The 5,373-nt window shown below is 61.4% G+C and carries 4 protein-coding genes and 1 pseudogene; all 5 read right to left on the minus strand.

Features of this window, described 5'->3' with window-relative positions; all coding sequences use genetic code 11:
* Positions 1 to 392 precede the first annotated feature (392 nt).
* On the minus strand, positions 393 to 1,610 hold the full coding sequence (locus QP415_RS10600) for a S8 family peptidase (RefSeq protein WP_285100011.1): 1,218 nt from the start codon (positions 1,608 to 1,610) through the stop codon (positions 393 to 395).
* A gap of 4 nt (positions 1,611 to 1,614) precedes the next feature.
* Positions 1,615 to 2,853: a S8 family peptidase gene (locus QP415_RS10605; protein WP_285100013.1), complete on the minus strand. Its 1,239-nt coding sequence runs from the start codon at positions 2,851 to 2,853 to the stop codon at positions 1,615 to 1,617.
* Positions 2,832 to 4,481 carry a hypothetical protein gene (locus QP415_RS10610; protein WP_285100015.1) on the minus strand — a complete coding sequence of 550 codons (1,650 nt, stop codon included), beginning with the start codon at positions 4,479 to 4,481 and terminating at the stop codon, positions 2,832 to 2,834. Before QP415_RS10610 ends, QP415_RS10605 begins: the two co-directional genes overlap by 22 nt.
* Before the next feature lie 32 nt (positions 4,482 to 4,513).
* A complete protein-coding gene (locus tag QP415_RS10615) occupies positions 4,514 to 5,065 on the minus strand; it encodes a hypothetical protein (protein WP_285100016.1) in 552 nt (183 codons plus the stop codon).
* A 56-nt stretch (positions 5,066 to 5,121) separates the two neighbouring features.
* Positions 5,122 to 5,373 (minus strand): annotated as a pseudogene (locus tag QP415_RS10620) (hypothetical protein); the annotation flags it as partial.

The raw sequence follows: 5,373 nt of genomic DNA on the forward strand, positions 1-5,373 counted from the left end.
GCCAGCACCAGGGACGAGGCCGCCGCGAGGGTGCGACGAGACGCGAGAGGGGACATATTTTTCTCCTACTGTCAGACCGTCCCATCATATGCGTTTCGCAGACCTCCGTGTCAACAAATGATCAGGTTAGTAGGGGCGTCTGCTTTGCCTTCCGTTGGAGTCGTACCGTTGACGCGCATGGACAGCGTTTGAGCTGTGATAGTGGAATTGCCTGTGCCTTGTGTGATGGGTTTTTGCCGGAGGGTCGGTTCTACTTCGCGGGGAGGCGAAATTACTGCATGGAGTAAAAAGTGAAGGGGTATGTCGCGTCCATGCTTCCACATGCGGCGCGCCCCGTTCTCCCTGCGAAAGCGAGAGGAGAACGGGGCGTGGCTGGCGTGTGTGGCATGGGGTTACTTTCGGTGGTATGCGGGGCTGGTTCCGAGGTGGATGGTCAGTCCTTCGGTGGGGACGATGGCGATTTCGTCGTTGGTGCCCCGGTACACGTAGGAACTGGGCAGGACATTCCTGGCGAGGTTGGGCGTGATAGTCCCATCCGTGAAGTCCTGGATTTCTTTGGCCGTGGGGGAGGAGCCACCCGGCTTGTCGAGGATGGGATTCTCATCCGGGTATTGCGAGGGATCCGTGTTGACCAGTGCGCCACCATCGATGGGACCATAGCCTGTTTGTTGGTTCCAGTCGTGGTTCGGGTTCAGGGCTGTGTGGACCAGGAGTTGGAGGATCTGGTTGGGGGTGGCGTCGGGCCACTTCTGGCGAGCGAGCGCCAACATACCCGCCACGAGAGCGGCGGAGTTTGAGGTGCCGTTTGTGCGAGCAGGCTCATTCGTGTTCGGATCGACCGAATCGAAGGGACCACCGACAGCGGCAGTCACCACGCCATTGCCCCAGGATGAGTAGGACGCAAAGGTGCCATCGATGTTGATGGCGGAAACGCCGACAACACCTGAATACTGGCCCATGTGATTGGAGTTGTCATCGATCGACTTGTTTCCGGCTGAGGCCACGATAATGACACCGTGCGCCGTAGCGTTGGTCACCGCCCACTTGAGCTCATCGGAAGGATCGATGCTTTGTGAGATAGAAATAATCTGAGCGCCGTCATCAATGGCCCGGTTGATCAGTTTGCCAATCGTGTCAAGGCGTTCGCCTCCGGATGAGCATGTGCCCGAGGATTCCGTGCTCGCATTCGAGGTCTGATAGGTGTACAGAGTTGCATCCGGTGCGACCCCGAAGTGAGGGGATACCAAAATAGCGGCCATGTCAACCGCATGCTGAACGTCGTCAGGAGTACTACCGACCTTGCATTGGCTCTTGTCGGTGATGTTAGCCCCCGCCAGTTCGGGTGCGTTGGTGTCGACGGGACCATCAATCAGCGCGATGGTCACGCCCTTGCCGGTGTACCCCCTTTGACGCGCTGCATCGAAGTGATAGTAGGAGAAATACCCCTGGGTGGTCGGCGGGTCATATGCCTGCGCGGGGGCCGGTGCCAGGGCAAGCGCGCCGACGGCCAGGGCGAGGGCACAGGCTGCGGTGGTGAGGGCGCGCGCGGCGCGCCCCGCCACGCCCGCAAACATGCGGGGGCAGCGGGGCGTGGCTGGCGTGTGTGGCATGGGGTTACTTTCGGTGGTATGCGGGGCTGGTGCCGAGGTGGATGGTTAGTCCTTCGGTGGGGACGATGGCGATTTCGTCGTTGGTACCCCGGTACACGTAGGAGCTGGGGAGGACATTCATGGCGTGGTTGGGCGTGATAGTCCCGTCCGTGAAGTCCTGGATTTCTTTGGCCGTGGGGGAGGAGCCGCCCGGCTTGTCGATGATGGGATTCTCATCCGGGTATTGAGAGGGATCCTCATTCACGAGAGATCCTAGGGCAGCCGCGCCATATCCTGTTTTTTGGTTCCAGTCGTGGTTTGGGTTCAGACCCGTGTGGACCAGGAGTTGGAGGATCTGGTTGGGGGTGGCATCGGGCCACTTCTGCCGAGCGAGCGCCAGCATGCCGGCCACGAGAGCGGTGGAGTTTGAGGTGCCATCAGATTCTGCGGGGGCACCAGTATCCGCGTCTACGGTTCTGAAAGGTCCTCCGATGGCGGCAGTCACCACGCCATTACCCCATGATGAATAGGGTGCGAATGTGCCATCAGAGGTGATAGCGGAGACGCCCACGACCCCAGACCAGCGACTCAAGTGGGTGCTATTGTCGTCGCTGCTATTGTTGCCAGCGGAAGCAACGATGATGACTCCGCGTGAGACGGCATTGGCAATGGCCCACTTTACTTCGTCAGACTGATCCGACGCCCCCTGGGAAACGGAGATGATCTGGGCACCATCCTCAACAGCCTGGTTGATGAGTTTACCGAACGTGTCTTGCTTCTCACCGCCGAGGGCACAGCTGCCCGCTGAGCGCGAGCTTGCGTTGGATAGCTGATAGGTGAGTAGTGTCGCGTCGGGGGCAACACCGGTGTAGGGAGACACGAGGATTGTTGCCATGTCGGTGCCGTGTCGTACTCCGGCTGGTGACGCATCGATAGTGCAGCGGCTCTTGTCGGTGATGTTAGCGCCCGTGAGCTCGGCAACGTTGGTGTCGACGGGGCCATCAATGAGGGCGATGGTCACGCCCTTACCCGTGTACCCCTTTTGGCGTGCAGCGTCGAGATGATAGTAGGAGAAGTACTCCTGGTTAGTGATCGGATCAGCCGCGTGCGCCGGGGCCGGTGCCAGGGCGAGGGCGCCGACGGCCAGGGCGAGGGCGCTTGCGGCTGTGGTGAGGGCGCGCGCGGCGCGCCCCGCCACGCCCGCAAACATGCGGGGGTGGCGGGGCGCAGACTTGTGAGTGGTTACCACTGGCGTAGGTCCCATCCATCGTCCTCGCGCTTGACGGGAGTAATCGTGCGGTCCGTCCCGTAGGTCTGAGACAAGGGATTGACATAACCGGCGGGCAGATCATCCTCATCATCATCCACCGTGAAAGCCACGTACTTACGCTTGCGGCCCTTCTTATCATCCTTGCCCATGCCAGCACCCGCGCCAGCACCACCCATGAAGCCGCCACCAGCACCAGCACCTCCACGACCGGCAGCACCCGCAGCACCAGCCGCGCCACTACCACCGGCGCCGGTCGTGCCGGTCACGCCAGAGGCGCCCGCACCGGACGCACCATTAGCGCCCGCCACGGAGGCGGGGGGAGTGTAGGAACCAAAACCCGAACCCGAGTAGGAGCCCACGCGCAGGTTCGAAGCGCCCATGGCGCCCGCCGAACCCGTCGTGCCGGTAATACCACGCAGACCGGCCGCACCCAGGCCACCAGCAGAACCAGACGCTCCGCCAAAGCCCGAGCCCATGCGAGCCGCGCCGCCCAGGCCGCCGAAACCTGAGCCCATGCGGGCCGCGCCGCGCATGCCCAGTGCGCCAGCGCCCAGCACACCAGCCCCACCCAGGCGACCCGCGGTTGTTGCGTCGGCGGAGGCTGCGCCGCCGTTGAGGCGCCACAGGGGGTGACCGGCGTCCGCAGCGGGTGCGGGGGTGTGTCCGCCCACAACGCCGTTGCGATACGTCGTACCGTTGACGCGCGTGTGCAACAGGTCGGTGTCCATGAGGTCCTGCGGATCCGTGATCGGGTTCGTGCGCGAACCCAACTCACCGTACGGGAGCTCCTTGGTCGGAACAGTGCCCGAGGCGATCACGCGGTTACGCGCCGCAGCCGCGTCAGCCTCGCTCCACCACGGCTTATCAAAGCCACCCGGATAACCCTCACCATTACGACCACCCTCGCGACCAAAACCATTCTCCGGCGAATAACCCCCACCGCCATAGCCGTGGCCACCACCACTCGTCTGATCCGAGATCGGAGGAGTTCCGCCGGTCGATTTATCCACCTGCGTATGTGAGTTGGACTCATTATTATCCAGGTGAGGAGTGGGAATGTTCGGGGCGGCCCCGATATGCATTCCCATACTCATTACAGTAGTTCCTACATTCATCTGGGCCAGGATGCGTGCGGAAGAAGCTTCACGCTGAGCGTTGTTCTCCGCCTCAACTGCCTCGACGTAGGCGGCGCCCGTCGTGTACTTCTTATTGATGATGGGCACTTTGAGGCCGGAGACGGAGGAGTTCTCTGGAATCTCGACGACCCAATCGTCGCGCATCGCAGCGGTCTTCGCATCCAACAGGTCCGGAGAGACAGTTTCAGCTTCGGCGAGGGCTTGGGCCATAACCTCACGACCGGCCGTGTAACTCTCGTAGCCGCGCCTATAGTTGTCGCGGTACCACTCAATACGCTTAATCGACGCGTCCACCCAATTGTTCATCGCGTCGCCCGTTGCGCCCGTGAAGCCGTGGTTCTCACGGTAGGCGGTCAGCTGTTCAATGGACTCATCGAAGCCCTTGAGCACCTTGCTGTGGTCCGTGTCCCACGCGTCCAGATTCTGGTTGGCGCGAGCAGCCGTCATGAATGCCTTCAGGCGCTCGTACATCGGAGATGAAACCATGATAAATATCCTTTCAAATCCCAAAAGTTAATTTAAACTTCAGGCTGATCATCCTGAACCGGTGCCGACGTAGTCTGCTGCGTCGTCGCCTGCGTTGCTGTTGCGCCTGCAGCCACGGCGGTACCCGCGCCTGCGGCAGCGCTCTTACCGATCAGGCCAGAGGCAAGATCCGCCGCCGTCATGTTCACGCCGAGACGGGCGAACATGGTCGTCATGACTCCCACCGTGTGGTTATTCTTCAGGAACGCGTTTACCTTGTCCGCCGCCAGCTGCTTGAACTGGGTCTCGTTGGTGTATTCCGTGCCCGTGAATTCCTTCATGGCCTGGTGCATGTAGGCCTCGAATTCCTGAAGGAGCCTCGTCTCTGCGGCGAGGAGCTCCGAGATCGTGTTGAACATGTCGGTCGCTCGGGTGCGCATAGCGACGGGACCGCTCTCCTGTCCCCAGAAGGAAGACTCCTGGGCGCTGCCCAGAGAGGTCGCGCCGTTACGGGACTCAGTGACGGCATCCCAGGTTTCATTAACCTTCGGGGCAGCTGCTTGCTGCTGGTCGTCATCGTATTGAACTCCGGAGTATCCGGACATTGTTAGCTCCTAATGGGTCGATGCGGAATGGGAGTGTGCGGCGATGCGCCGGTTGCTTACTTGCCGACTCTGAAGCGGCGGACGAGGGGTTGGTCGGTGACTTCGGGGTTGTCGATCTTGAGGGTCCACACGTAGACGAGGTTTGAGCCGTTGCCTTCGGTGTCGATGGTCCACGAGGAGTAGTACTGGCAGTCCTGGTCGACGCACAGGTCGTAACTGTCCTGACCGAGACGCCAGTAGTCGGCACCCGACATCACGAGGTACACGTCCTCGTTCTTGTCGACGGTGACCATGCCCTTGGGATCCAG

Origin of the sequence: Pauljensenia sp. UMB3104 (assembly GCF_030217285.1) — a bacterium.
Lineage (GTDB): Bacteria > Actinomycetota > Actinomycetes > Actinomycetales > Actinomycetaceae > Pauljensenia.

Bases quoted from the DNA above. Each gene is read 5' to 3' on its own strand.
- QP415_RS10600 (WP_285100011.1), bottom strand. From the start codon at position 1,610: ATGCCACACACGCCAGCCACGCCCCGCTGCCCCCGCATGTTTGCGGGC.
- QP415_RS10605 (WP_285100013.1), bottom strand. From the start codon at position 2,853: ATGGGACCTACGCCAGTGGTAACCACTCACAAGTCTGCGCCCCGCCAC.
- QP415_RS10610 (WP_285100015.1), bottom strand. From the start codon at position 4,481: ATGGTTTCATCTCCGATGTACGAGCGCCTGAAGGCATTCATGACGGCT.
- QP415_RS10615 (WP_285100016.1), bottom strand. From the start codon at position 5,065: ATGTCCGGATACTCCGGAGTTCAATACGATGACGACCAGCAGCAAGCA.